The organism is Pseudomonas sp. Pseusp97 (genome assembly GCF_047304025.1).
Classification (GTDB): Bacteria; Pseudomonadota; Gammaproteobacteria; order Pseudomonadales; family Pseudomonadaceae; genus Pseudomonas.
Genome location: NZ_JBGLYK010000391.1, coordinates 1 through 2445 on the forward strand (window position 1 = coordinate 1; position 2445 = coordinate 2445).

Below are 2445 nucleotides of genomic sequence, written 5' to 3' on the forward strand. Positions count from 1 at the left end.
TTTTTTCGTCGCGCGGTTGCCCCCCACGGCCCGCCCCCTTGGGGGTCCGGATTCACCTTGCCGCCCCACCACGCCCGCTCCTACAGGGATTGTGCCAGCTGAGACTCCAGCGTGTGCCGGATGGCTCTTCGTAGGAGCGAGCTTGCTCGCGAACCGAGGCCGCGCAGCGTTTCCATAGTCCTGGGAGCGCACCTCTTCCGCAAACGGCCTGACGCCATCGCGGACGGATTCCGCTTCTGCAGGCGAACTACGGGGTTTCCCTGCAGGATCGGGCCACCGCGAACGCGCCCATGGACGCTCCTACAGGTTCTGCGCGGTTTCCTGGCCTTGCTGCCACCCACCACCCAGGGATTTGTAGAGCAGCACCAGGGTGGTCGCCACGGCTTCGCGGCCACGCACCTGCTGTTCCTCGGTGGCCAGCAGTTCGCGCTGGGCACTGAGCACGTTGAGGAAGTCCACGGCGCCGGCCTTGTACTGCTCGCGGGCGTTGGCCAGCGCGGTGCGGCCATGTTCCGCGGCCGTGTCGAGACTGGCGAGACGGCGCTGGTCGGCGGCGTAGTCGGTCAGCGCGTCGTCCACTTCGCGCCAGGCGTTGAGCACGGTGCGCCGGTAGGCGATGGCCGATTCCTGCTGCTGAGCCTCGCGCAGGGCGAGCATGCCCTTCAGGCGGCCGCCTTCGAAGATCGGCAGCGACAGGCTCGGGCCGATGCCGAAGGTGCGGCTGTTCCAGTCGCCGAAGTTGGACAGTTGCAGCGCCTGGAAGCCGAAGCTGCCGTTGAGGCTGATGCGCGGATAGAAGTCCGCCTTGGCCACCCCGATGCTGGCGGTGGCGGCGTGCAGCGCGGCTTCGGCGCGGCGGATGTCCGGGCGGCGTTGGGCCAGTTCGGAAGGCAAGCCGACCGGCACGCCACGCGGTGGCTGCGGTACGGGTCTGGCCTGGGCGAGTTCGGCCTGCAGTGCGCCGGGCGCTTCGCCCAGTAGGTAGCCCAGGGCATTGATCAGCCGCGCCTGGCGCTTCTGGCTGTCGGGCAGGCGCGCTTCGATGCTGGCGACCTGGGTCAGCGCTTCGGCCACATCCAGTTCGGTGGCGACGCCATCGGCACGGCGCAGGCGAGTCAGTTCCAGGCTGCGCTGGGCGATCTCCAGGTTGCCGCGGATGATGGCTTCCAGGTCCTGTTCGGCGCGCAGTTGCAGGTAGTTGCGCGCGGTCTCGGCGAGTACCGAGACCAGCACGTCGCGGCGGCTTTCCTCGGAGGCCTGGACATTGGCGTCGGCGGCTTCCAACTCGCGGCGCACGCGGCCCCAGAAGTCCAGCTCCCAGGACAGGTCGAAGCCGCCGTCGAGCTGGTTGAAATTGTCCTTGCCGGCTTTGCCGGACGGGTCGCTCAGGCCGACTTCGCTGTTGCGCTTGCGCTGGTAGCCCAGGTCCGCGTCGACATTGGGCACGGCGTCGCCGCTCAACGCCTGACGGATCGCCCGGCTCTGTTGCAGGCGCGCGTCGGCTTCGCGCAGGTCCAGGTTGGCGGCCGCGACGCGGCGCTGCAGGTCGTCGAGTTGCGCATCGCCCAGCAGCCTCCACCACTGCGCTTCCAGCGGCGCATTGAGCGTCTGGCTCGGTGCGTCGCCGCGCTGGGCGGACCAGTCCACCGCATTGGCATCATCCGGGCGCTGGAAGTCCGGGCCGACGCTGCAGGCGCCAAGGGCGAGCAGAGCAAGGAGCAGGGGAGCACGCGGGGCGATCATTGCACGGCTACCTTCTGCTCGGCCTCGGTTTGCTTGCCGGTGTCGATGCGCGCGATCACTGACATGCCCACGCGCAGCCTGTCGCGCAGCGGCTGGTCGGCGTCGAGGACGATCTTCACCGGGATGCGCTGGACGACCTTGGTGAAGTTGCCGGTGGCGTTGTCCGGGGCGATGGGCGCGAAGCTCAGGCCGGTGGCCGGGGCGATGCTGTCGACGTGGCCGTGCAGCTTCTCGCCGGGGAAGGTGTCGATGCTGATCTCCACGCGCTGGCCGGGTTGCACGTCGGTCAGCTGGGTTTCCTGGAAGTTGCCGACCACATAGGCGTTCTGCAGCGGCACTACCGCGAGCAGCGCAGTGCCCGGCGTGGTGTAGGCGCCGACGCGCACGGCGCGGCGGCCGACCATGCCGTCGAAGGGCGCGCGGATTTCGGTGTACGACAGATTCAGTTGCGCCTGCTGCAGCTGCGCCTGGCCACGTTTCAGCGCGCCGAGCGCCTCGGCCTGCTGGGCGAGCAGCACGTCGAGTTGTTTGCGGGCGGCGAGGGCGGCGGCCTTGTCCTTGTCCAGCACGGCCTTCGCCGAGTCGACGCGTGAGCGCGCCTGCTGGGCGTTCTGCAGCGTGCCGGCGCCCTGGGTGGCGAGGTGCTGGTAGCGGTTCAGTTCCTGCGCGGCGAAGGTCAGCGCGGCCTGGTCGGCCTGCACC

2 protein-coding genes are annotated in these 2445 nt (G+C 69.4%); both read right to left on the reverse strand.

The genetic code is table 11. From position 1 onward, the window contains the following. Positions 1-300: 300 nt before the first annotated feature. A complete protein-coding gene (locus tag ACCC94_RS29235) occupies positions 301-1743 on the reverse strand; it encodes an efflux transporter outer membrane subunit (RefSeq protein WP_413353076.1) in 1443 nt (480 codons plus the stop codon). Next, positions 1740-2445 (reverse strand): HlyD family secretion protein (locus ACCC94_RS29240; protein ID WP_413353078.1); only part of this gene is annotated, 706 nt, incomplete at its 5' end. The genes ACCC94_RS29240 and ACCC94_RS29235, both read right to left, overlap by 4 nt.

Bases quoted from the DNA above. Each gene is read 5' to 3' on its own strand.
- ACCC94_RS29235 (WP_413353076.1), bottom strand. From the start codon at position 1,743: ATGATCGCCCCGCGTGCTCCCCTGCTCCTTGCTCTGCTCGCCCTTGGC.